This is a genomic window from bacterium, assembly GCA_024224155.1.
GTDB lineage: Bacteria > Acidobacteriota > Thermoanaerobaculia > Multivoradales > JAHEKO01 > CALZIK01.
Genome location: JAAENP010000263.1, coordinates 1 through 23,983 on the forward strand (window position 1 = coordinate 1; position 23,983 = coordinate 23,983).

Sequence of the window (23,983 nt, forward strand, 5' to 3'; positions counted from 1 at the left end):
CCTCCTCGACGATCTCGAGCGGCCGCGGTGACGGCACCACACGTCTCCAGCCTCGGTTCGCGTCTTCCCTCATGATCCAGCCTTCGTTCGCCTGGTGCTCCCGGGCCGACTCGTTGGGGTAGAAGGGACCAATCGGCTTGGATGGGTTCTGAAACCCGGGGTCATTCCGGTCGACGACCGCCTGCGTCACCACGGCTGCGACCGTCTTGTCGATGCCGTGGCGCTTCAGTTCGTTATCCAGGGTCTGCGCGATCTGGTAGCCGATGGCGCCCTGGGTGTCGGCGCCGCAGGTGTCGAGGGGCACTTCGTGGATCGCTTCCCTGGCCATCTCGGAGCGCAACAGGATGAACCCTACCTGGGGCCCGTTGCCGTGGGTGATGATGACCCGGTAGCCCTTTTCGACGATGCCGGCGATGTGTCTGCTGGTCTCGCCGCAAGCTCGGTACTGATCGAAGACCGTCATGTGCTGCGAGTCCCTGATCAGGGAGTTGCCGCCAATGGCGATGACCACGAGTTCTCGCATTCGATACCTTTCGCCTTGATCGCACCACCGAGCCGGGACTCGGCCCTCGGCGGTCGCGAAGAAGGAAGCAGGATCATACAGAAGGAATCTGGGTCGTAGCCAGGCCCCCGGACCGAGTCCCGCCGCCCGCAGCGGAGCCGGACCGTCGATGGGGGAGCGGACCCGCCCGAAAAGGGGGTGCGGCGGTTGCTCGTATGAGACTAGGATCTGCTCAGGATTATTCTTCGAAGAAGGAGACCACGATGCGCAGTTTCAATGGCCGGGACATTCTCTCGCTCAAGGGTTTCGAGCGCCAAGATTTCTTCCGTATCTTCGAGGTCGCCCAAGAGTTGGAGCCTATTGCTCGCAACCGGCGCAATGTCGACCTCCTGAAACACAAGACTCTCGTCACCGCCTTCTACCAGCCATCGACGCGGACTCGTTTGGCGCATGAAGCCGCCATGATCCGACTCGGCGGACAGGTGACCGGCTTCGCGGACGACAAGATGACCCGCGCAGGCGATTTCTACCAGGAGTCGATCAAAGACACGGTCAAGATGCTCGAGTTCTATGGCGACGTCATCGTCATGCGGCACTACCAACAGGGAGCGCCGCAGGAGGCCGCGAAATGGGCTTCGATCCCGGTCATCAACGGTGGTGATGGATGGGGCGAGCACCCGACCCAGATTCTGACCGATCTCTACACGGTGCTACGAGAGAAGGGCCGCATCGACGGACTCCGCTGGCTGGCGGTCGGCGACATGCGCATGCGCACCATGCATTCCCTCGCCTACGGCCTGAGCCAGTTCGACTGCCCCATCACCTTCGTGTGCCCCCACGAGTTGGCGTTTACTCCGGAGTTCACGCACGAGTTGGAGGGATACAACCTCAACTTCACCGAAGCCGATCACGTCGACCAGGGCATCGCCGAGGCGGACGTCATTCTGGTCGAGCCGGTCGTTCAGCCGGACTACACCAAATCGCGTGACGAACGCGACGGTGACGTGGGGCTGACTCCGGAGAACTTCAAGATCACCCGTGAACTGCTGGCAACCAAGGGCAAGTCCGACGCCATTCTGTTGCACTCGCTGCCGCGCATGGACGAGATTCCCTCCGACGTCGATATCACGCACTGGTCGAGGTATTGGCAGGAGGCCTTCTACGGCGTGGTCATGCGCATGGCGCTTCTGGCCCTCGTCCTCGGCGCCAAAGAGTAGCCCTCGGGGACACCTTTCCTTCGTGTCGCCTCCCGACTGGAGGCGTCCGGTGTCGCCTAGCCGCGGCGCCGCGGTAGCTCGCGGTTGAGCAGCTTGTACAGCACCCTGTCGGGGTGCTCGAAACGATTGAGCAGGATCATTGCGGCCATGACGTACGGTTTGTGCTCGGCCTCGTAGTAGGTGGCGGTGCGGTAGCGGTCGAAGACACTGGCGGCGACTTCACCTTCCTCGCAGCTCACGCCCGTGATATCCGCGGGAAGACAATGCATGTAGAGAGCTTTGCCGTCGCGGGTCTTCGCCATCATGTCCTCGGTGCACTCCCAGTCCTTGTGCTTGGCGTTCATCTCCAGGCATTCGCCTTCGAGCGTTTCGAGCTTCTGGCTCTGGCCGGCGCGCAGGTACTCGGTTCGCTGCTGCATGACCTCGTACGGCGCCCAGCTCTTGGGATAGACGATGTCGGCGTCGGCGAACGCTTCCTCTATGCTGTGGACGATCTCGAACGAGCCCCCCGACTCGCTGGCCTGCCGCCTGGCGATTGGGGCTATTTCCGGCATCAGGCCATAGCCCTCGGGGTGAGCCAGGCTGACGTTCATGCCGAAGCGCGTGAGCAGGCCGACAATCCCCTGCGGCACCGACAGCGGCTTGCCGTACGAGGGGGAATAGGCCCAGCTCATGGCGATTTTCTTTCCTCGGAGGGCCTTCAAGGATCCAAAGGTCTTTCTCAAATGCATCAGATCGGCCATGGACTGAGTCGGATGGTCGCGATCGCACTGCAGGTTGATGATCGAGGGTTTCTGCGGCAGCACGCCTTCCTCGAAGCCCTGTTTGACCGCCTCGGATACCTCGACCATGTACTCGTGGCCTTCGCCGATGAACATGTCGTCGCGAACTCCTATGGCCTCGGTGAGGAAGGAGATCATGTTGGCGGTTTCGCGTACCGTCTCGCCATGCGCCACCTGCGTCTTGGTCTCATCGAAGTCCATGAGCGACAAGCCAAGCAGAGTAGCGGCGCTGGCAAAGGAAAAACGCGTGCGAGTCGATTTGTCTCTGAAGATCGAAACCGCGAGGCCACCGCGGAAGACCCGAGCGTCGATGCCGGCGCGGTAGAATTGCTCGAAGATTTCCGCGGTCAGCAGCACCGCTCTCAGGTCAGCTTCAGACTGTTCCCAGCTAAGCAGGAAGTCGTGGCTGCTGAGATTGGTGCGTAGCATCTTGAGCTCTTCAATGAGCGATCGCATGGGCTCCGGCATTCGTCTTTCTCCCTCGGTGTTGTGTAGTGTCGTGTGGAGTTGTCAGTGGGGGGCGGCTAGAGGGCCTTCGTGAGACCTGTGGCGTCGTTGAATCGTCCGATCAGCCGGTCCCACTCGTCCACCTGCTCCTGTGCAAAGGTCTCTTTCCAGAAATCATCATCCCAGAGCCGGTTGAGCTCCTCCGACGTGCGCCCCTGCTGCTCCACCCAGGTGAAGTATTTGAAGTTGTGCAGGCTCTTCTGGTCGAAGTAGGTCAACTCCCGCATGTGGTCGGTTGTCGTGCCGTCTAGGTAGCGCGCACCTGCAGCCAGCGCGTCCTCTGAGGAGAAACTTCCATAGCACTCTCGCATCTCCTCGAGGCGCGAGGCGTAGAGCTGCATGCCATCGGTCAGCGGGCAGAAGAGCACGTCGCGCGAGTCCATGTCGTAATACTTGGCGGTCTTGATGCTGGCGACCAGGTTGCACGCGCTGGAGATGCCCAACAGCTGCAGCTGGTCGATCAAGGTCTGATCCACACCGCGCCGGACCAGCTCGTTCTGTCCCGCCTCTTCGTTGAACAACCGCAGGAGCTGCATGGTCTGCTCGTCGTCCACGGCACACACCATGTCGGTGTTGCGGACGTTGTGGATCCAGGGCACGTGCTTGTCGCCGATGCCCTCAATGCGGTGTTCGCCGAAGCCGAACTGATAGAGCGTCGGGCACTGGAGCGCCTCGACTGCGGTCACGCGAAGAGAGGGATACTGACTGCGTAGGTAGTCACCGGCGGCAATGGTTCCGGCCGAGCCGGTGGCGCTGCTGTAGGCGGCGAGACGGCTGTTTTCGGTCTTGTAGTGCCGTTCGTAGATCTGCTGGATGATGGACCCGGTCATCTGGTAGTGCCAGATGGCGTTGCCGAACTCCTCGAACTGGTTGAAGATGACGATCTTGTCGCCGCGCTCGTGGCGCAGCTCCCAGCACTTGTCGTAGATCTCCTTGACGTTGGACTCGGTTCCGGGCGTGGCGATGACCTCGTCGGTACCGATCTCCCGAAGCCACTCGAATCGCTCGCGGCTCATGCCCTCCGGCAGGATGGCGATCGCGGGGCAGTCGAGGAGCGCGCAGTCATAGGCGCCGCCGCGGCAGTAGTTTCCAGTCGACGGCCAAACCGCCTTCTGGGTCGTGGGGTCGAAGTTGCCGGAGACCAGCCGTGGCACCAGGCAGCCGTAGGCCGCGCCGACCTTGTGGGCGCCGGTCGGAAACCACTCACCAACGATGCCGACGATGGTGGCGTCGACTCCGGTCAGCTCGGGAGGGAACTCGATCCAGTTGCCCTCACCGAAGCCACTGCCCTTCTCTTTGGCCTCGTTGTGCCAGGTGATGCGAAACAGATTGAGCGGGTTGACGTCCCAGAGGCCGACCTCCGCGAGGCCCGTCACGATCTTGGGCGGGATTCGAGAGGGATCCTTCTGCTCGGCGAAGGTGGGAAGAATAATGTTGCGTTCACGAGCGCGGGCAATTGACTTGGCGAGCACTTCTTCGTTGATGGAATCGATGATCTTCATAGGCGTTCCCCCGGTCAACAGATTGATGACGAACCCATCCGGCAGCCCACCACCCCTCGCCCCCCTCCCAAGATGCCGTCCGTTCGCAGTCCTTGTGGCCCCGAAGCCGGATCCGGATTGGGTCTCGCTACGGGCCTCCGACAGGCAGTCGTCGGGCCCGCCGTGGAAAGACTAAGCTTAAGGGGCGACCAAGGTCAATCGGCGCTCGGAGGCCGGCCGTGAATGCCGACTCTGATACGGTCGGAGCGGATAGCCACATCATCCGAGCCGCTTCAAATTTCAGTTCAATTCGGTGCTTGTTTGGAGTGTCGTCCGATCGGGCGAGTGGCGTGCTGTGGGAGAAGACATGGACAACAGCCTTCCGAAAGGGCTCGAACGCATACGGGATCATCATCCCCGGATCTACACGATCGTTTCGCCACCGCGGTGCAGCTCGACGGCATTCTCGCGAGTGTTTTGGGAGCAGCCATCGGTGCGGTACTACTGCCACGAGCCGTTCGAGGTCACCTACTACATGGGACAGGGCTTGCAGGAGGTTGTCGAAAAGCTCGACGCGCCCATCGATCTTGTTGAGCTCAAACACGTGCGTGGTGACACCGATGGCCGGGCGTTGGTGATCAAAGAAATGCCGTATCAGGTCGGCGAGAGGTTCCCTCTCTTGGCCGGATTGGCGACGAAACCGATCATCTTCTTGATGCGCGACCCGCGCCTGAACATCTCGTCGAGGATCAGGAAGAAGCGGGAGGTCGGTGACAGTCCGTTCTTCCCCTTGGTGGAAACGGGGTGGGAACTGATCGCTTCGCAGATCACCCACTGTCGAAATGAGGGGATACCCCATCTGATCGTCGACTCCTCGGACTTTCGCAACAGCCCCAGCGAGGTCTTCCCGCAGGTCCTGGAGCGCTTCGATCTCGACTATGTCCCCGAGACGCTGCGCTGGAAGGAGTGCGCTGAGGTGGAGCTCGACAATCTCGAGGGCAAGCACCGACATCTCTACGGAGAGGTCCTCGAGAGCCGGGGCATCAAGCCGGACCTGGAGTTGATCCCGCCGCTCGACTGGTTCCCCGAGGAAAGGGGAATGCGAGACCACGTTGCCTGCTGTCTGGAGGTCTACAAAGGCTTGCGCGCCGCGGAAGAGCGGGTTCGGGGGAGTTCCGGGGGACACAATACGTAACGTCGTCGTAACACGGCTGACTGACTGTGCGGCCTCGAACGTCTCGGGCCTGACCGTGGCACGACGATGTTACGTATTGTGTCCCCGCTCGAGGCTGCGAATCCGGCCAACGCCGGTGGCCTTCGCCGCCGCCGAGTCTTTCATCGGCAGGACGTATCGGCGGATGCCGTCGAAGGCCTCGAGCGCGCCGGCCACCGCGCCAGCGGTGGGAACCAGGCCGATCTCTCCCACGCCCTTGGCGCCGAACGGGCCTTCGGGCTCGGGATCCTCTATCAGCATGACCTCGATCTCGGGCATCTCCCGGGCGCGAATCACGCCGAGCTCACGCAGTTTGAAGGTGGCGGGCATGCCGTCGGGGCAGGGGAGGTCTTCGGTGAGCGCGTAGCCCAGGCCCATGTGCACCGAGCCCTCGATCTGGCCTTCGCAGAGCGCCGGGTTGATTGCCCGGCCGACATCGTGGGCGGCGATGAACCGGTCGAGCTTGCCGTCCTCGTCCAGAATGCAAACCTGGGTGGCGAAGCCGAAGGCGGTGTGGGTCTTGACCTTGTCGGTGACCTGGCCGGGCGCGGTGGTGTCGTCGATCACGACTTCACCGGTGTAGGTTCGTCCGGCCAGTTCTTCCAGGCTCTGGCCGGCGTCGAGGTCGACTTTGAGCTTCCTGGCGGCGTCCTCGACCGCTCGGCCGGCCAGGAGCGTTCCACGGGATCCGGTGGTCTGGCCGCAGCCGAGCTCGTAGGTCGAGTCGACCCTGGAGCTGAAGACAGAGGCCGGTAGCCCGGTGACTTCGACCGCGCACTGGATGACGATGGTCAGAAGCCCCTGACCCATTTCGGTAAAGCCGTTGTAGATCGAGACGGTGCCGTCGGATTCGACTGCCAACGCGGCCTTGCCGTGCTCCTTGGCGCCGTTGCCTATGCCGCTGTTTTTGATGCCGCAGGCGATGCCGGTGGCGCGACCCGCGTTCTTGGCTTCGTAGTAGGCGTCCTTGACTGCCTCGAGCGTCTTCTTGATCCCAACGGACTTCTCCAGAACCTGCCCGGTGGAGAAGACGTCTCCGACCGCAACCGCGTTGCGCCAACGGATCTCCCAGCCGTCCAATCCGGCCTTTTCGGCGAGCAGATCCATGCAGCCTTCCATCGCGAAGTGGACCTGGTTGGCGCCGAACCCGCGCATCGCGCCGCAGGGCGGGTTGTTGGTGTAGGCCCCCTGGGAGATTACGTCGACATTGGCGACCTTGTAGGGGCCACAGGCATGACCGGCGGCCCGTTCGAGCACCTTCGAGCCCACCGAGGCGTAGGCGCCGCTGTCGCCGAGCATCCGCGCCTTGACCGCGGTCAGCCGCCCCTCCTCGTCGCATCCGACGGTGTAGTGCATGGTCACCGGGTGGCGCTTGGGATGGATTCGGATCGACTCTTCCCGGGTCAGGGCAATCTTGACCGGTCGATTGGTCATGCGCGCCAGAAGCGCCGTTTGCGCCTGGATCGACATGTCTTCTTTGCCGCCGAAGGCGCCGCCATTGGGCACCAGCTCGACGTAGAGATCCTCTTCCGCGATGCCCAGAAACCGGGCCACCTGGCGGCGGTCATCGAAGATGCCCTGCCCCTGGGTGTAGAGTCTGAGCTTGCCGTCTTCGGCCGGCTCGACGACCGCGGCCTCGGGCTCGAGGTAGAGATGCTCGATGCGTTGAGTCGTCCAGGTGCCTTGGACGACGTGGGCGCTCTCGGTCAGCGCTCTCTCCGCATCGCCCTGGCGCACCGTCGTGCTCGAGAGCAAATTGGCGTGCGCGGGATTGACCCGGGGCGCGCCTTGCTCGAGCGCTTTCTCGGGATCAAGAACCGGCTCGAGGACTTCGTACTGCACTTCGATCATGGCCGCGGCTTCACGCGCGGTGGCTTCGTCGATCGCGGCGACGGCGGCCAAGATATCGCCCACGCAGCGAACCTCCTCGCCCTCGGCGACGAAGCCCGGCCAATCGTCGTAGACCAGACCGTACCAGCGCTCGCCGGGAACATCCTGGGCGGTCGCTACCGCCGTCACCCCCGGGTGCGCCGCGGCCCTGGAAGTGTCGATGCGCAATACCCTTGCCTGTGCATGCGGTGACAGAAGCACGGCTCCGTGGAGCATTCCGGGTCGCTCCATGTCGTCGACATAGGGACGGTCGCCGAGAGTCAGCTCCGAACCGGTATAGCGGGCCAGCGAGCTGCCGACGCGGCCGTCCGTGCAGGGCTCGGGGATCTCTTCGCCACGTCTTGCTCTGGCCATCAGCTCGATGGCATCGAGGATCTTGGTGTAGCCGGTGCACCGGCAGAGGTGCCCCGCCAGCGAGCGGGCGATCTGATCCCGAGTCGGGTCCGGCGTCTTGTCCAGAAAGCTCTTGGCTCGAAGCGCGATTCCCGGGATGCAGAATCCACACTGAAGGCCCGCCACGGTGACGAAGCTCCTGGCGATGAGTTGGCGCTCCTCTTCCGGCAGGCCCTCGAGGGTGACGATCTCCTTGCCCTCGATCTTGGCGGCCGAGGTCGCACAGGTGGTCTTGGCAACTCCGTCGACCAGCGCCAAGCAGCATCCGCACTGGCCCTGGGGTTGGCAGCCGTCCTTGGGCGAAGTTACGCCGCATCGCGTTCGAAGCGTCTCGAGCACGGACTCCTCGGGCCGGATCGACACCTTGCGGGGTTCACCGTTCAGGGTGAAGGAAATCTCTAGCATGCTCCGATTTCTCCGAGCTCAGCGTTGATTCGCGGCGTCCGGATGTTGGCTGAGGGTACCGCAGCGGTTCAGGCCGGGCAAGCAGACGGGGTCGGGCGGAGACTCTCGGCCGCCGAAGGATAGACTCGGCCTCGCTGCTCTCGTCAGCGAGCCGGATCGGATGGAAGATTGAGTCCCTCAGCTACTGCCTCGAAACTGGCCGTTGTCGCAGTCGGCGGCAACTCGCTTATCGCCGATGCTGCGCACGCGACGATCTTCGACCAGTCGGCGACCGCGACCGCGACCGCTCACCAGATCGCCGCGATGATCGAGCAGGGCTGGAATCTGGTCATCACTCACGGCAACGGACCCCAGGTGGGCTTCATCTTACGGCGCTCGGAGATCGGAATCAGTGAGGTGCCCCCGATTCCGATGGACTATGCGACCTCCAATACCCAGGGCTCGATCGGGTACATGTTCCAGCGGGCGTTGAGAAACGAGTTCCGGCGCCGTGGCATCGGGCGCGAGGTGGTCTCGTTGATCACGCAGACGCTGGTGGACCGGAATGACTCGGCCTTCAGCGAGCCGACGAAGCCGATCGGTCCTCATCTCGACGAGGCGACCGCTCGTCAGCGGGCCGCCGAACAGGGCTGGGTGATCCGAGAGGATTCCGGGCGAGGCTGGCGCCGGGTGGTGCCGTCGCCTCGGTCGGTGGCGATTGTCGAGCTCGAAGTGATCCGCAGCCTGGCGACGGGGGGTACGGTGGCGATCGCCTGCGGCGGTGGGGGACTGCCGGTCTTCGAAGACGAGACCGGCGAGCTCCGGCGGGTCGAGGCGGTCATCGACAAGGACGACGCCTCGAGCCTCCTGGCTCGGGAGCTCGGCGCCGAAATGCTGCTGATCACGACCGCGGTGGAGAAGGTGGCAGTCAACTTCGGCAAGCCGGATCAGCGATGGCTGAGTCGGCTGACCCTCGCCGAGGCTCGCGAGTACCAGGCGCAGGGGCAGTTCGCCGCGGGAAGCATGGGCCCGAAGATCGAGGCGATGATCGATTTTGTAGAGCACTGCGGCGGGCGTGGACTGATCACCGACCCGGGGAATCTGACTCGCGCGCTGGCCGGCGAAACCGGCACCGAGATCGTCGTGGGCTGAACAGGAGGACGGCCGTTGGCGACTGAAGAACCGCTGGACTGGACCGCCAATCCCAACCCCTCGCTGGGCGAGAGAACGGACTCTCTGGACACCATCTTGCCGGACGGCGCGCTCGAGGCAGCTCGCGAGTTCCACCGCCAGATCCCCGGCTTCCGGTACAGCCCGCTCAAAGGCCTGAGTGGTCTGGCCGGGATGCTGGGTTTGGGCGGCCTTTGGGTCAAAGATGAGGCCGAGAGGCTCAGTCTCAGCTCGTTCAAGGTTCTGGGTGGGTCGTTCGCCATCTACAAGTTCCTCGCGCGGCGACTGGCACGCGAGACCGGAGACCTCACGTTCGCCGAGCTCACCTCCGCCGAGAGCCGTGAGCGACTGGGGGAGATCACCTTCGCCACCGCGACCGACGGCAACCACGGTCGGGGCGTGGCCTGGGCGGCCAGCAAGCTCGGCCAGCGGTCGGTCGTCTACGTTCACAGCAAGACCTCGCGGGCCCGGATCAAGGCCATCGAGAACCACGGTGCCCGCGTCGAGATCGTCGATGGTACCTACGACGACGCGGTGCGAAAGATCGACCGCGATGCCAAACGAAACGGTTGGCAGGTGATCTCGGACACATCTTGGGAAGGCTACGAAGAGATACCGATCTGGATCATGCAGGGCTATACGACCTTGTTCTCGGAAGCACAGGAGCAAATGGCGGCGCAGGGCCTGGTCAGACCGAGTCACGTGTTCATTCAGGCCGGCGTCGGCGCTCTCGCAGCTTCCTGCGTTGGCTTCTACCATCGGGTACTCGGCGGTGACGCTCCGACCTGTGTCGTGGTCGAGCCCAGCCAAGCGGCCTGTCTACTGAAGTCGGCTCGGGTTGGAGACGGTCGGGCTCACCACTTCCCGGGGGATTTGGACACGATTATGGCGGGCCTGGCTTGCGGAGACCCGAGCCCGATCGCCTGGGACCTCCTGTGGGATCGCGCGGACGTCTTCGCCGCGGTGCCCGACTACGTCGCCGCCAAAGGCATGAGGGTCTTCGGCGTTCCCCTGGACGGCGATCCCGCGGTGATATCGGGCGAGTCGGGAGCGGTGACCCTGGGGGCTCTGATGTTTGCGATGGAGGCGCCGGAGGGCGCTGCGCTCAAGCGACATCTTGGTCTGGGCGCCGACTCGCAGGTTCTCCTGGTCAACTCGGAGGGGAATACCGATCCGGACTACTTCCGCCGTGTCGTCTGGGAGGGCGTCAACGCGGTGCCCGAGGAACACCGCTACGGGCACTAGGCCAGGGGGATCTCGTTGTCGCTTTTCGATTCCTGATAGATCAGCGACAGCTCGGAGTAGCGAGCTCGCAGCTGCCGCACATGAGCGCCAAGGTCATCGCGCTCGGTCCCATCGAACGCCTCGATCATGGCAACCAGGTCGTTACTCTTCCAGTAGGCGTTCTCGGACGCGTATTCGCCGTTGGCACAGCCAAAGACCTCTTCCAGGATCCGCAGATCGTGCGGGATGTCGAAATCGTCGCGGGAATCCTCGTAGCTGAACAAATAGTAGAAGTTGTCGAAGCCGGCCCAGGTGATCGCGGAGAGGCACAGCGAGCACGGCTCATGGGTGCTCAGAAACAGGCACTCCCTGGGATTCGGTCGTTCCCCGGAAGGCAACTCGTGAAACCTCCGGATGGCCACGACCTCACCGTGCCACAGGGGGCACTGGGTCTCCTCGTTGGTACCCGCAACGACTAGCGCACCGTCGGCTTTGCTCAGAACCGCCGCACCGAAGACTTTGTCGCCTCGTTGCACGCCTGCCTGGGTGAGTGGGGCGATGTCGTTCTCGATCACTTCGAGAAAACGGGCAATCAAGGGCGCGGGTGAGTCGGTCTGCACGGCGGTTCTCCTGGTGGTTCAGCGCTCGGCGCCGGCCGCTCTCCTTTGATGTCTGCTGCGGCGCCAACGAGATTGAATTCTGTCATGACTTGTCCGGCCGGCACCGCCGGCACGACCAGCGTTTGTGGGGCGTAGAATGAGAAGTCATGTCACTGTTGGTCAAGAACGGCACGCTCGTGACGAGCGAGGCCAGCGGCCCGGGCGATGTACGCTGTCGGGACGGCAAGATCGTCGAGGTGGGGCGTGAGCTCGAGCCGGGGCGGGAAGAGGTTCTCGACGCTTCGGGCCAGTACGTGTTCCCAGGGGCGATCGACCCCCATGTGCACATGGAGCTCGCGGTGGCGGGAACCGTGTCGTCGGACGACTTCGAAAGCGGCACCGCGGCCGGAATCGCGGGCGGCACGACGACGATCATCGACTTCGTTCATCCGGAGCGGGGCGAGGACTTTCTCGGGGCATTGGAATCCCGGCTCGAGGAGGCCGCGAAGTCCGTCGTCGACTACGGGCTCCATATGGCGGTCACCTGGTGGGGCGATGGCACCGTTGAGCAGATGGCGCGTTGCGTGGCTCGGGGAGTGCCCTCGTTCAAGGTCTATCTGGCCTACAAGGCGACCGTGGGTCTCGACGACGTAGACGTAATCGAGGTTCTGCAGGCGGTTGCCGATCTCGATGCCCTGATGCTCGTCCACGCCGAGCACGGCGAGATGGTCGAGCACCTGCGGGAGCGTTTTGCGCGAGAGGGCAAGACCGAGCCCAGGTATCACGCGCTCTCTCGACCGTCGCCGCTCGAGGGCGAAGCGACGGGGCGGGCAGCCTGCCTTGCCGGAGCGGTCGGAGCCAGGCTGTATGTGGTCCACGTAACCTGCAGGGAATCCGTCGAGGCCATTGCGGATGCCCACCGCCGAGGCTGGTCGGTCTATGGTGAGACCTGCCCGCAGTATCTGCTCCTCGACGACTCGGTTTACGACAAGCCGGATTTCGAGAGCGCGGCCTTCGTTATCGCGCCTCCGATCCGTCCCCGCGGCCATCAGGAGGTGCTGTGGTCGGCCCTGCGCGAGGGCACGCTGGAGACCATCGGCACCGACCACTGCCCGTTCAACATGGCCGGACAGAAAGAGCTCGGACGAAACGACTTTCGCCTGATTCCGGGCGGGGCCGCGGGGATCGAGCACCGGCTGTCGTTGCTGTACACCTATGGCGTAAGGACGGGGCGGATCGATTTCCGCCGTTTCGTGGATCTGGTTTCGACCCGGCCCGCTCAGCTTTTCGGGCTCTATCCGCGCAAGGGCACGATCGCGGTGGGGGCCGACGCCGATTTGGTCGTCTGGGACCCCACGGCCACGTCGATCATCTCGGCGCAAAGCCATCACCACCGCTGTGATCGAAGCATCTTCGAGAGCTTCGAGATCACCGGCGCGGCTTCGAGCGTGGTCGCCGCGGGCCGCCTGCGCTACCGCGACGGAGACCTCCGAGTCCGGCGCGGTGAAGGCCGGTTCCTCGAGCGTCGCTTCGGCTAGCGGCTTCGGACGGCCACGAAGATCGTGTGCCGCGGACCGGTCCGGCCCCGGGCGCGCGCGCTCTCGGTTCGGACTCGGAAGCCGGCCCGCCGGAGTCGGCGCTCGAAGCTCGGCGCGGAATCCGCGGACCAGATCGCGAGCCTGCCACCCTGGCTCAGAGCGGCGGCGAGGCGGGCCAGGCCCTCGCGTTGATAAAGCCGCTCGTTGGTCCGCAGCGTGAAGGCCCAGGGGCCGTTGTCGACGTCCAGGAGGATCGCGTCGTAAGGCTCGGCGACTTCGAGGGCGTCCCAGACGTCGGCATGGAGCACCTCGACTCGCGGATCTTCGAGAGGCCTCCTGGCCAGATCGGCCACAAAAACGCGGTTCCAGGTCAGCAGCGAGGAGAACAACTCACAGACCACCACACTGGCCCGAGCGGGCAGCTGATCGAGCGTTGCCCGGAGGGTGTAGCCGAATCCAAGTCCGCCGACGAGAACCCGCGGAGCGGCACGGTTTCCGAGGTCTTCGCAGGCCAGGCGCGCCAAGGCGTCTTCCGAGCCATGAGCCCGGCTCGACATCAACTCGAGACCGTCCAACCGCAGAGCGTAGACTCCGTTTCGGCGGTAGAGCACGAGCTCCTTGCCCTCCGGGGTCGTTTCTCGGGCCAAGGTGGCGGTGGGTTGCATATCCTCGGGCTAGAGCGCCAAGAGGGCGCCCTCGTGCGCCAGCAGCTTTTCCTTGATCTCTATTCCTCCGCCGTAGCCGGTCAGCTTGCCGTTGGCGCCGATGACCCGATGGCAGGGAATCACGATCGGAATCGGATTGGCGCCGTTGGCGGCTCCCACGGCACGCACGGCCTTCGGTCTCCGGATTCGCTCGGCCAGCTCGCCGTAGGAGATCGTGGTTCCGAATGGGATCCTCTGGAGCTCGTCCCAGACCCGACGCTGAAACGCCGAGCCGTGGGGAGCGAGAGGGAGATCGAACTCCTCGCGGGTTCCGGCGAAGTAGGCTCGCAGCTGGGAGACGGTCTCGGAGAAGAAACCAGGGTCCCTTTGCCACTCGGGTCGGATCGGTACAGGGTGCGTGCCGCTCCGGAAGTCGACGAGTCTGAGGCCTTCGGCGTCACCGGCGAGAAGCAGCTCTCCGAGCGGACTCTTGTAGCTCGTGTATTTCACTCGTTCGTTCCTCCGAGCTCAGAAAGGGACCGCCACAGGTGCATTGCGCCGTAGGCTCGCCAAGGCCGCCAGCTCTCGGCCATGCGACGCATCTCGGCCGGGCGGAGAACGGTGCCGTCGGGTCCGGCGAGCCGTCCGGAGGCCTTGAGCAGCCCGAGATCGCTCGCGGGGAAAGCGTCGGGCTCCCCCAGGGCCCTCATGGCGATGTACTGGGCTGTCCAGTCCCCGACTCCGGGAAGGCTCAGCAGAACCTCGGTGGCTTCGCCGGGATCGACGCCGGGTTCGAGGCGGAGCTCGCCGCTCGCGCAAGCGCCGGCGAGTCGACGGATTGCGACGGCCCGGCTCTTCGGCATTCCGACCCGAGTGAACCTCGCACGCGCCAGCTGCCGCGGCTCGGGGAACACGAAACCCCCTGGGACTCGGCGACCGTACTCTTCGACGAGTCGGCCCGACAAAGTGGTGGCGCCCTTGACGGTGACCTGCTGGCCCAGGATGGCCCGCGTCGCCAACTCGAAGCCATCCCAGGCGCCCGGTACCCGGAGTCCCGGCCGATGGCTGACCAACGAGCTCAGCAGCGGGTCGAGCTCCAGGTGCGAACGAATCTCGGCCGGATCAGAATCGAGATCGAAGAGCCGGCGGACTCGCGCGGCGATCGTCAAGAGGACCTTCGAGCTCGGGAAGTCGACCGCCAGGACGAGCGCGTTGCCGGCTCGGACGGGCCGGACCTCCAGCCGGCCGACTTGGTCCTCCAAGCGGATGTTGCGCCGGTAGGCGCTTCCGACGATCGTCTCGACTCCCGGAATCGCTCGCGGCGCCAAGAACGCGATCAGCGCGTCCCAATCGAACGGCTGCCGAAACGGAAGTCTGAGCTCGATCACGGCCCGGCGGGACGGGTGGAGTCCCCGCCCGGGGCGTCGCCGGAGGTCACTGGGGCTGCGCGCATAGGTCCGTCGAATCAAGTGGTTGAACCGGCGCACGCTACCGAAGCCCGCGGCGAACGCGACGTCCGCCATCGAGAGATCGGTCTCGTCCAGAAGCTTCTTCGCAAACAGCAGCCGGCGTGTCTGCGCGACGGCGACCGGAGAGGCCCCGAGATGCTTTTGAAACAGCCGGCTCAGGTGGCGCGTGCCAATGCCGAGTCGTGTCGCCATGTCCTCGACCCCGCATTCATCCAGGACGCCCGCTTCGATCTGGCGCAGAGCGCGGGCGACCGTGGCCGAAGTGCCGCTCCAGGCCGGTGTACCGGGAGCGGTCTCGGGTCGGCATCGCAAGCACGGCCGCAAACCAGCGCTCGAAGCGGCTGCCGCCGTGGGAAAAAACCGCACGTTGCGGGCCTTGGGCGGCCGTGCCGGGCAGATCGGGCGACAGAAGATGCCTGTGGTCAAGACACCTACGAAGAACCGCCCGTCGAAACGCGGGTCACGGGCCAGGCGCGCTCGTTCGCAGATTCTGGTGTCGAGATTCATGCGCTTGCTCCGCCCACGGTACGGATGCAATGTACACGCTCATGCTGGCCTTGTCTGGCCGTTTTCGGACCTCGATGTCCGCGGGCGCCGGGCGCGAAAAAGGCCGGGGAGCCCGAAAGCGCCCCGGCCGGGAATCAAGCTATCTGCAGGCCTCAGCTCGGGAGGTTGGCCCGTATCCACTGGCAGGCGGCGAGCATGCTGCTAGCCCTCTGTCCTATCGGCCCGGTCGAGGGCCGGAAGAACTCGCCGTGCCAGCCGCTGCCGCCCGGTCCCCACCGGATCGCGGTCGAGCCCTGGGACGGGTTGATGGTACCGAGCCAGGCGATGCACTCCTGTTCGGCCGCGGTCAGCCCGCCGCTGACACTCGGGAGCGGTCCCCGCTTTTTCTCGTAGTCCGCAACCGCCTCGGCGATCGTATTTCCCTGGCCGACCGTGGCGGGGTTGACATTGAGCACGTTGCCGAGCTGAAACTTGGGGCCGATCGCCGTCCACTTGCCGAGGATTCTCCCCTTGGGCCTCCAGAGCTGAGCGGTAGGAAGGGCCTTGTTGAGCAGCTTGCGCACCGCGGCCTGGTCCGCCGCGGACAGGGCGCCGCTGGTCGGCGGGTCGGGGTTGTCGCCGCCGCCGCCATCGCCGCCGCCGCCCGCCGGCGCTGGCCCCAGGAGCTCGGCCTTGCCAAGTTCCGCGGCTCCGATGCCGGTCGCGATCTCGAAGGCATCGCCACCCGCCGCTGCCGCGGCGCCGGCCACCTTGGCGTTGCCGCGCAGCCTGGGGAAGCCGGTGAACGCGTAGTCGACGACGACGGAATCACCCAGCCGGACCGGATCCGTCTCGGCGCACTTGACGAACTTGTTTTTCTTGACGTTGCCCTTCTTCCTGATTCTCTCGGTGGACGTTTCGCCGGTGTCGGGATCCAGCCGAGTGATCTCGGCGATGCCCTCGACCGAGCCCTGGCTGCCCTTGTTGAAGTTGTTGCCGTAGCCGAAGCAGAACTGGACCATATCGACGCTGTCCTGGGAGATCACCCAGCCCTGCTGCCAGTCCTTTCTGTGCTTGCCGTTCTCGGCGACGATCGCTCGGTTGCGATGGTGGACCTCATTCTCTTCGGCGGGCTCGGCGTTTGGAATGGGGCCGCGCAGCTCGCTGATCAGCAGCCGGTCCTTGCCCAGGCCGCTACGGATGTGGATCGTGCCGCCTCGTGGCCGCGGAAACCCGCTGAATTCGTAGTCCATGACCACCATGTCGCCCTGCCGGACGGGCCCGGTCTGGACGCAGCGAAGCCACTTGTTCTTGTCGAGTTTTCCGCGCTTGCCAAACTTCTCGACCACGCCTTCACCGGTGTCCGGATCGAACCGGGTGAGCGATGCCCTGCCACGGAGAGATCCCGTATTGGCCTTGTTGAAGCTGTTGGCGTAGCCGAAACAGAGGTGGACGTCATCTTCGATGTCGTTCGCAACTACAAAGGCTTCCTGGTGGCCGGTCGGGTGCTTGCCATCGTCGATGATGAAGGTCTCGACGCGTTGTTCGGTCGTGGCAAGGGTGGGCAAGCCGACGAGAAGCGCGGCGACCAGACCGAAGAAAGTGATCCGGGAGTTAGGCATAAGTTCGAGCCTCCGGGCAGAATGTCGTTTATTTGAGGATACTTAGCCGACCGGAGCGGTCGGCGGGTGCGGCTGGGGCGGAGTCTACCGGCCTCTTGCCTGATCGGTCAAGTGAGAAGAACGCCTATTCGGCCCATACCTCGAGGATCTCGGTCCAATCCTCGACGTCTTCCGGCATGCGCTCGCGGTCCTTGGCGATGTAGTGGGCGCGCTGCTGGTACCAGGGCATCGTAAAGATCTTTTCCAGTTCCTTCGTATACTGCAGCACCGGTTCGGTGCCTTGAATGAACAGCTCTTGAACGACTCTTTCGGCTCCGGGCCGAGCCACCAGGCCCGAGAAATACTCGACCTCCTGAATCGATAACCCCGGCGGCTCGCTGAAGCGCTCGCCCGGTGTCAGCCAGCCGTCCCTGAGCCCGGCCTCGACCAGCTCCCTCCAGATTGGCAGCGCGGCCGCCGCCCCGGTCATGTTCCTGCCGATCTTCTTCTTCAAGTCGTAACCGACCCAGGTCAACATCGTATAGCGCGGGCTGTAGCCGACGAACCAGGCGTCCGAATAGTCGTCGGTGGTACCGGTCTTGCCGGCGAGATCGAGGTCGAAGTCTCTGACCAGAGTAGCGGTGCCCCGATCGATGACGCCCTCCAGCAGGTTGGTGAGGACGAAGGCGATCTGGGGCTCGGTGGTCTTTCGAGCCTGGGTCGTATGCTCCTCGAGGATGCGGCCGTCCGGTGACTTGATGTGCTCGATCAGGTACGGCTGCACGTGAATACCGTGGTTGGAAAGCGCCGCGTAGGCCGAGGCAAGCTCGAGGGGCGAGAGATCGGCGGTACCCAGCGCAAGACTTGGAAACGGCGGAAGATCGGATTCGATTCCGGAGCGCCGGGCAAAATCGATGACCCGCTCCACGCCCACGAGGTCGAGCACCTTCACCGCCGTGACGTTCATGGAGAGCTCGAGCGCCCGCCTCATGGTGGCGATGCCATAGTAGTCGCGGTAGTAGTTCCGCGGGCTGTAAGTGGGCTCGTTGGTCGGTCCGGGGAAGGCCGCCGGACCGTCAAAGAAGGTGTCGGCCGCGGTATACCCGGATTCGAGAGCCGCTCCGTAAACGAAGGGTTTGAAGGCCGAGCCCACCTGGCGTTTCGCCTGAGTCGCCCGGTTGAACTTGCTGTCTTCGTAGCTCCAGCCCCCGACCATGGCTCGCACGGCGCCGGTTGCGGACTCGAGCACCAGTACGGCGCCCTCGAGCTCCGGAACCTGCACGAGCCGCAGTTCGGTCGAATCGGACTCGTCCGGGATTTGGAACCAGGCTAGGTCGCCGCGTTTGAGAATGCTCCGTGGCCGGCCGCGCTTGGTCCATTCCATGCCGGCTGGCAGCAGCTCATAGGTACGCTCGCCGATCTGGACTCTGGCGGAGCGGCCTTCGACCGCCAGCACGATGCCCTCGTTCCAGGCTCCCGGTGAGTAGTCGACGGAGATCCAGCTTGGCAGGGTTGGCGTTTCATCGCCCAGTTCGACATGACCGGCCGGGCCTCGCCAGCCCTTGCGCTGGTCGAGAGCCGACAGGCCCCGGCGCAGGGCCTCTTCGGCCGCTGCTTGAATCATCGGATCCAGGGTCGTCGAGATCTGAAGCCCACGCTGAAAGACGGCCTCGCTGCCATGTCGGACCTCGACCCCCTTGCGAACCTCCTCGGCGAAGTACGAAGCCAGCTGGCGCTCGCGATGGGTCTTCTTGACCTTGAGGGGCCTGGCGAGCGCGGCGTCGAAGGTCTCCTGGCTGATGAAGGCCTCTTCGCGCATCCGGCGAAGGACGTAATTGCGCCGGTTCAAAACCAGGTCGGGTCTTTTGTACGGACTGTATTCACTGGGCCGTTGGAGGATTCCAACCAGGCTGGCGGCCTCGGCCGCGTCGAGGTCGGTGGCACTCTTTCCGAAGTACGACCGGGACGCCGCTTCCATGCCGTAGTTGCCGTGCCCCAGGAACATGAAGTTGCAGTACAGGGTCAGAATCTGCTCTTTGCTGAAGTTCTTTTCGAGCTCGACGGCGAGCAGTGCTTCCTCGATTTTGCGCCGCCAGAGCTTCTTCGGACTCAAGAACAGACGCCGGGCGAGCTGCATGGTGATGGTCGATCCCCCGAACGCGGTGGCGCGCCGGCTGGTCAGATTGCGCAGGGCCGCCCTCACCACGCCTTCGGCGTCGACGCCGCCGTGCTGCATGAAGTTACGGTCTTCGGCGGCGAGCACCGCCTGCTGGATCAGCTCGGGGACTTCACCTTCCTCGAGGAGCACGCGGCGCTCCTTGGCGAACGAGGCGAACGGCTCGCCATTGCGATCGTACAGCTGAGTTATCTGGCCGGGCTTGAAGTCCGCGATCGACTCCACCATCGGCATATTGATGACCGAGGCGAAACCAACGCCGACCACGGCTCCAAGGACCGCGAGCGCGATCACCGGGATGAGGCGCTTGAGCCAGGTCAGGGCATTGGGCGAAGCGCTCGGCATCGAGCGATTATAGGCCGCGCTGGGTGGAGCGCGGTTCGATAGGATGCACGCTCATGAACGACGAAGCGCAGACTCCCGAAGTCCGCACCCCGTTCGAGCCCGAGCCCGCCGATTTGGGTGGCTGCGGCAAGCCCGTGGTCATCGGCTGCCTGGCGGTATTGGTCCTCCTGGCGATCGGATTCGTCGTGTTTCTGGCCAAGGCCAGGAACATGCTGGATTGGGCACTGCTTCAGTATCAGACTGCGGTCGTCGCCAATCTGGCGGAGGAGGTGACGGTCGAGGAACGAGAGCGCTTGGTCAGTGCCTTTGAAGACGCTCGCGCCGCCATCCGCGAGAATCGGATGGAACCGAGCGCTCTGCAGAAGCTACAGCGCTTCATGTCTTCTCCGCCCAAACCCGATCAGCCGATTACTCCGGACACCGTGAGGGAATTGAGCGAGGTGCTGGAGTCGCTGGCCGGAGCACCGGTGGAGTTTCCCGAGGCGAGTCCCCTGGGAGCGCCGGAGCCGGGTACGACGGCGTCAGCTCATCATGCCGTCGTTTAAGGTCGTTTCTCCGTTTTCGCCGCAGGGCGATCAGGTGGGAGCGATTCGGGAACTGGTGGAAGGGGTCAAGAGCGGCCGCCGCGACCAGGTGCTGCTGGGGGTCACCGGCTCGGGCAAGACCTTCACGATCGCCAAACTGATCGAGGAGTTGAATCGACCGACTCTGGTTCTATCCCACAACAAGACTCTGGCCGCTCAGCTGTTTCAGGAGTTCCGGAGTTTTTTCCCGGAGAACGCGGTCGAGTACTTCGTGTCGTACTACGACTACTACCAACCCGAGGCCTACGTACCCCAGTCGGACACCTACATCGAGAAGGAGACCAGCGTCAACGAACAGATCGATCGCCTCAGGCTGCGGGCGACCAAGGTCCTGTTCGAGCGGCGTGACGTCCTGATCGTCGCCTCGGTCTCGTGTATCTACGGACTCGGATCTCCCGAGGCCTTCTATGGAATGCTGCATTTTTTCGAGGCTGGCGACGGTCAGGGAATGGACGTCGCGCTGCGGAAACTCGTCGACATGCAGTACGAGCGAACGCCGCTCGATCTCTTCCCGGGCAGTTTCAGGGTCCGCGGTGACGTCCTCGAGATTTTTCCGGCCTACGAAGAGGTCGGTATCCGAGTGGAGTATTTCGGTGACGAGATCGAGCAGATCGTGCGCTTTCACCTGCTTACCGGCGATGTGCACGAGGCCGTCGACAAGGTCGCGGTCTATCCCAAGACGCACTACGTTACGCCCCGAGAACGCCTGCTCCAAGCCGTGACCGGAATCCGGAACGAGCTGCGTGAGCGGCTCGGCGAGCTTGAGAGCCAGGAGCTGCTTTTGGAGCGCCAGCGTCTCGAACAACGTACGCTGTTCGATCTGGAGATGCTGAGAGAGGTGGGCTACTGCCACGGAATCGAGAACTACTCGCGCCATCTCTCGGGAAGAGAGCCCGGCGAGCCGCCGCCGACGCTGCTGGACTATCTGCCCGAGGATTGGCTGCTGGTAGTCGACGAGAGCCATCAGACCATTCCGCAGGTGCGAGGTATGTTCCACGGCGACCGGTCTCGCAAGCAAACCCTCGTCGATTACGGTTTTCGGTTGCCCAGCGCGCTCGACAATCGCCCGTTGACATTCGAAGAGTTCGAGCAACGAACCGGCCAGAGGATTTTCGTTTCCGCCACTCCCGGCCCATGGGAGCTCGAACAAGCCGAGGGGCTGGTCGCCGAACAGCTCATTCGGCCGACCGGCCTGCTCGATCCCGAGATCGAAGTGCGTCCGGCGCGAGGCCAAGTGGACGATCTGTTGGCCGGAATCAGGACCGTCGTGGGGAGATCCGAGCGCGCCCTGGTCACGACCTTGACCAAGAGGATGGCCGAGGAGCTCACTCAGTACCTGACCGAGCTCGACGTGCGGGTGCGATACCTGCACAGTGATATCGACACTCTGGAGAGGGTCGAGATCGTCACCGGCCTGAGGCGAGGCGATTTTGACGTCCTGGTCGGTATCAACCTGCTGCGTGAGGGGCTGGATCTGCCAGAGGTTTCGCTGGTCGCCGTGCTTGACGCCGACAAAGAGGGCTTTCTGCGAAGCGAAACATCGCTCATCCAGACCGCCGGTCGCGCCGCTCGCAACGTCGGCGGGCGCGTGATCTTCTATGCCGACAGGGTGACCGACTCGATGCAGCGATCGATGAGCGAGACCGAGCGGCGCCGCAAGCGACAGGCCGAGCACAACGACGAGCACGGCATCGAGCCCAAGACCATTCTCAAGGACATCCACAACCCGCTGATCCAGATGAGCAACCTCGACTACCACGACAGCTCGCTGATGCGCCTGTCGGAGGTCGCCGAGGATTCCGACCGACCGTTGAATGTGCGCATCGTCGAGTTGGAAAGAGAGATGCGCAGGGCGGCAAAGAATCTCGAGTTCGAACAGGCGGCCGTGCTGCGCGACAGGTTGCGCGAGCTCAAGGAGCTCCAGATTCTGGCGGGGTAGCCGTCCGAGGCCATGATCGATGCAGGCTAGCGTCGCTCGCAAAGTCAAGGCGCTTCCGGCCCGGCCCGGGATCTACATCTTCAAGGACGTCGAGGATCGTCCACTGTACGTCGGTAAGGCGAACTCGCTGCGCAAGCGGGTCGCGAGCTACTTGAAGGGTGGCCACGAGCCGCGGCTGGAGGCGATGCTCTCGGAGGCGCACGACCTGGACTTCCTGGTGACCGACAGCGGTGCGGAAGCGCTACTTCTCGAAAACAACTGGATCAAGCGCAAGCAGCCTCGCTACAACATCCTGCTTCGCGACGACAAGACCTATCCCTACCTGAAGTTAACGCTGACGGACAGCTATCCGAGAATCGCCTTCACTCGCAGGATCCGGGACGATGGCGGCGAGTACTTTGGGCCCTACCTGCCGGGGGGGATCGCCAGGCGGGCGATCAAACTCGTCCAGAAGCTGTTCCAGGTGAGGGTCTGTACCATCGAGATCGACGGCAAACTGCCGAGGCCCTGTCTCTACTACGACATGCGTCGCTGCCTGGGGCCCTGCGTCGACGGTCTGACCAGCCACGAGGCCTACTCGACGGCGGTCGAGGAGGCCCGTCTCTTTCTCCAGGGCCGGAGCCAGGAGCTGATTCGCGGATTGAGGCGTTCGATGAAGGCGGCGTCCGAGGCACTCGAGTTCGAGGAGGCGGCCAGGCTGCGGGACCTGATCTCCGACGTAGAGAGCGCGAGTCAACGACGGAAGCTGTCCTCGACCCGAGGTGAGGACGTCGACATTTTCGGCGCCGAGGTTCGGGGCCCGAATGCGGCAGTGGTCATCCTGGTGATGAGGGGGGGGCAGGTTCTGGATCGGCGCGAGATCTTCTGGGAAGACCGCAACGAGGTCACGGTCGAGCGGCTGCTCTCCGAGCTTCTTCCGCAGGTTTACGATCGCACGACTTTCATCCCGAAGGAGATTCACCTTCCGGTTCCGGTGGACGGAGAAGCAGAGCTCTGCTCGTGGCTCTCGGAGCGCAAGGGGGAGAGGGTCTACGTACGTCTCCCTGCGCGAGGCCCCAAGGCCCAGCGGATCGAGCTCGCCAACCGCAACGCGAAGCTGGCGCACAGGCGCCGGTTCCGAACCGCCGGCCCGGCCCAGGCGGGGCTGGAGGCCCTCAGAGATCTGCTTGCGCTCGACGGCCTTCCCCAGAGAATCGAGGGCTTCGACATCTCCAATTTTCAGGGCGACAAGAAGGTTGCTTCGATGGTGGTCTGCGAGGACGGACGCATGCGCAAGACCGAGTACCGGAGTTTCAATATCCGAGGCGACCGGGGTCCGGACGACACCGCTTCTCTCCAAGAGGCCATCTTCCGGCGCTACCGCCGCCGGCTGAATGAAGTCGGCGAGATGCCCGACCTGATCGTGATCGATGGCGGCCGGGGGCAGCTCAACGCCGGCCTGCGGGCGCTGGCGGAGCTGGGAGTGGAGGAAACCCCGGTGGTGGCTCTGGCGAAGCGTGAAGAGGAGCTCTACCTCGTGGACCGGCCCGAGCCGGCTCGCCTTCCGCGCAAGGACCCGGGCCTGCAACAGCTGCAGCGGATTCGCGACGAGGCTCACCGATTCGCGATTACGCGGCATCGCAGCAGGCGCCGAAGAGCGACCCTGCGCAGCGGTTTGGATTCGGTGGCCGGAATCGGGCCGAAAAGGCGAAGGCTTCTGCTCACAAGATTCGGCAGCCTGGCCGGGGTGCGAGAGGCCGAGCTCGCGGAGCTGCAGGAGGTCCTGGGAGAGCGGCTCGGCGAGCGCCTGCATGCGGCGATGACCTCGGCAGCGGCTCGGCTCGATTGACCGCGTTACAA

Annotated in this window: 18 protein-coding genes; 8 read left to right on the plus strand and 10 right to left on the minus strand. The window is 64.1% G+C overall.

Annotated features, from left to right (window positions below; all coding sequences use genetic code 11):
• Positions 1-523, minus strand: a 523-nt coding sequence (locus tag GY769_13710) for a carbamate kinase (protein ID MCP4202974.1), incomplete at its 3' end; no start/stop codon positions are given.
• Between the two features lie 242 nt (positions 524-765).
• On the opposite strand from GY769_13710, the gene pyrB reads away from it, so the two are divergent.
• Complete coding sequence (gene pyrB / locus GY769_13715) at positions 766-1,719, plus strand: aspartate carbamoyltransferase (GenBank protein ID MCP4202975.1); 954 nt, start codon at positions 766-768, stop codon at positions 1,717-1,719.
• Between the two features lie 56 nt (positions 1,720-1,775).
• Here the strand turns inward: pyrB and ygeW are convergent, their stop codons facing one another.
• Entirely contained in the window at positions 1,776-2,969 is a 1,194-nt protein-coding gene (ygeW, locus tag GY769_13720) for a knotted carbamoyltransferase YgeW (protein ID MCP4202976.1), read from the minus strand.
• 56 nt (positions 2,970-3,025) lie between these two features.
• Positions 3,026-4,504, minus strand: coding sequence for a pyridoxal-phosphate dependent enzyme (locus GY769_13725; GenBank protein ID MCP4202977.1), 1,479 nt, complete (start codon positions 4,502-4,504; stop codon positions 3,026-3,028).
• A 352-nt stretch (positions 4,505-4,856) separates the two neighbouring features.
• On the opposite strand from GY769_13725, the gene GY769_13730 reads away from it, so the two are divergent.
• Positions 4,857-5,684, plus strand: a complete 828-nt coding sequence (locus GY769_13730; protein ID MCP4202978.1) for a hypothetical protein — start codon at positions 4,857-4,859, stop codon at positions 5,682-5,684.
• Between the two features lie 69 nt (positions 5,685-5,753).
• Here the strand turns inward: GY769_13730 and xdh are convergent, their stop codons facing one another.
• Entirely contained in the window at positions 5,754-8,390 is a 2,637-nt protein-coding gene (gene xdh / locus GY769_13735; protein ID MCP4202979.1) for a selenium-dependent xanthine dehydrogenase, read from the minus strand.
• 168 nt (positions 8,391-8,558) lie between these two features.
• Between xdh and arcC the strand changes: the two genes are divergently transcribed.
• Together arcC and GY769_13745 are read left to right on the plus strand one after the other, a co-directional pair.
• Positions 8,559-9,521, plus strand: coding sequence for a carbamate kinase (gene arcC, locus GY769_13740; protein MCP4202980.1), 963 nt, complete (start codon positions 8,559-8,561; stop codon positions 9,519-9,521).
• Between the two features lie 96 nt (positions 9,522-9,617).
• A complete protein-coding gene (locus GY769_13745) occupies positions 9,618-10,784 on the plus strand; it encodes a diaminopropionate ammonia-lyase (protein MCP4202981.1) in 1,167 nt (388 codons plus the stop codon).
• Here GY769_13745 and GY769_13750 read toward each other — a convergent pair.
• Positions 10,781-11,383 (minus strand): nucleoside deaminase, encoded by a 603-nt coding sequence (locus tag GY769_13750; GenBank protein ID MCP4202982.1) that lies wholly within the window; start codon positions 11,381-11,383, stop codon positions 10,781-10,783. The two genes, GY769_13745 and GY769_13750, sit on opposite strands and share 4 nt — an antisense overlap.
• A 146-nt stretch (positions 11,384-11,529) precedes the next feature.
• On the opposite strand from GY769_13750, the gene hydA reads away from it, so the two are divergent.
• Positions 11,530-12,900 carry a dihydropyrimidinase gene (hydA, locus tag GY769_13755; GenBank protein ID MCP4202983.1) on the plus strand — a complete coding sequence of 457 codons (1,371 nt, stop codon included), beginning with the start codon at positions 11,530-11,532 and terminating at the stop codon, positions 12,898-12,900.
• Here hydA and GY769_13760 read toward each other — a convergent pair.
• The 5 genes from GY769_13760 to GY769_13780 all read right to left on the minus strand — a co-directional run bounded on the left by GY769_13760 (position 12,897) and on the right by GY769_13780 (position 19,621).
• A complete protein-coding gene (locus GY769_13760; GenBank protein MCP4202984.1) occupies positions 12,897-13,565 on the minus strand; it encodes a hypothetical protein in 669 nt (222 codons plus the stop codon). The two genes, hydA and GY769_13760, sit on opposite strands and share 4 nt — an antisense overlap.
• Positions 13,566-13,574: 9 nt before the next feature.
• The gene (locus GY769_13765) at positions 13,575-14,054 is read right to left on the minus strand and encodes a methylated-DNA--[protein]-cysteine S-methyltransferase (protein MCP4202985.1); all 480 of its coding nucleotides are present in this window, start codon (positions 14,052-14,054) and stop codon (positions 13,575-13,577) included.
• Positions 14,051-15,520, minus strand: a complete 1,470-nt coding sequence (locus GY769_13770; protein MCP4202986.1) for a DNA-3-methyladenine glycosylase 2 family protein — start codon at positions 15,518-15,520, stop codon at positions 14,051-14,053. Before GY769_13770 ends, GY769_13765 begins: the two co-directional genes overlap by 4 nt.
• A gap of 152 nt (positions 15,521-15,672) precedes the next feature.
• A complete protein-coding gene (locus GY769_13775; protein ID MCP4202987.1) occupies positions 15,673-17,121 on the minus strand; it encodes a hypothetical protein in 1,449 nt (482 codons plus the stop codon).
• A 124-nt stretch (positions 17,122-17,245) separates the two neighbouring features.
• Positions 17,246-19,621: a PBP1A family penicillin-binding protein gene (locus GY769_13780; protein ID MCP4202988.1), complete on the minus strand. Its 2,376-nt coding sequence runs from the start codon at positions 19,619-19,621 to the stop codon at positions 17,246-17,248.
• A gap of 53 nt (positions 19,622-19,674) precedes the next feature.
• On the opposite strand from GY769_13780, the gene GY769_13785 reads away from it, so the two are divergent.
• Genes GY769_13785 through uvrC form a run of 3 tightly spaced genes read left to right on the plus strand, consistent with a single transcriptional unit; the run spans position 19,675 to position 23,972 of the window.
• A complete protein-coding gene (locus GY769_13785) occupies positions 19,675-20,166 on the plus strand; it encodes a hypothetical protein (protein ID MCP4202989.1) in 492 nt (163 codons plus the stop codon).
• Complete coding sequence (uvrB, locus tag GY769_13790) at positions 20,153-22,144, plus strand: excinuclease ABC subunit UvrB (GenBank protein MCP4202990.1); 1,992 nt, start codon at positions 20,153-20,155, stop codon at positions 22,142-22,144. Before GY769_13785 ends, uvrB begins: the two co-directional genes overlap by 14 nt.
• A 19-nt stretch (positions 22,145-22,163) precedes the next feature.
• Complete coding sequence (uvrC, locus tag GY769_13795; protein ID MCP4202991.1) at positions 22,164-23,972, plus strand: excinuclease ABC subunit UvrC; 1,809 nt, start codon at positions 22,164-22,166, stop codon at positions 23,970-23,972.
• Positions 23,973-23,983: the final 11 nt, after the last annotated feature.